The following is a 459-nucleotide window of genomic DNA, read 5'->3' as shown; positions in this document are numbered from 1 at the left end:
CCCTATACGTCCACTTTCGTGTTTGCAGAGTGCTATGTTTTTAATAAACAGTTGCAGCGGCCTGGTTTCTGCGGCTGTCGTCAGCTCAGGAAGCGAGTTCCATCACCAACAACAGCGTACCTTCTCCCGAAGTTACGGTACCATTTTGCCTAGTTCCTTCAGCAGAGTTCTCTCAAGCGCCTTGGTCTACTCGACCTGACCACCTGTGTCGGTTTCGGGTACGATTCCTGTGTAACTGAAGCTTAGAGACTTTTCCTGGAAGCATGGCATCAACCACTTCGCTGTACAAGTACAGCTTGCTATCAGATCTCAGCATAGAGTACCCCGGATTTGCCTAAGATACATGCCTACATCCTTTCACCTGGACAACCAACGCCAGGCTGATTTAGCCTTCTCCGTCCTCTCATCGCATTACACAGAAGTAATGGAATATTAACCATTTTCCCATCGACTACGCCT

At 48.6% G+C, this 459-nt stretch carries 1 rRNA gene; it reads right to left on the bottom strand.

Features of this window, described 5'->3' with window-relative positions:
* Window positions 1-459, bottom strand: a 23S ribosomal RNA gene (locus F7Q96_RS26550); the annotation flags it as partial.

The organism is Cupriavidus gilardii (genome assembly GCF_008801915.1).
GTDB lineage: Bacteria > Pseudomonadota > Gammaproteobacteria > Burkholderiales > Burkholderiaceae > Cupriavidus > Cupriavidus gilardii.
The sequence above is the reverse complement of the archived record's forward strand: the minus strand, read 5'-3'. Positions and strand labels throughout refer to the sequence as shown.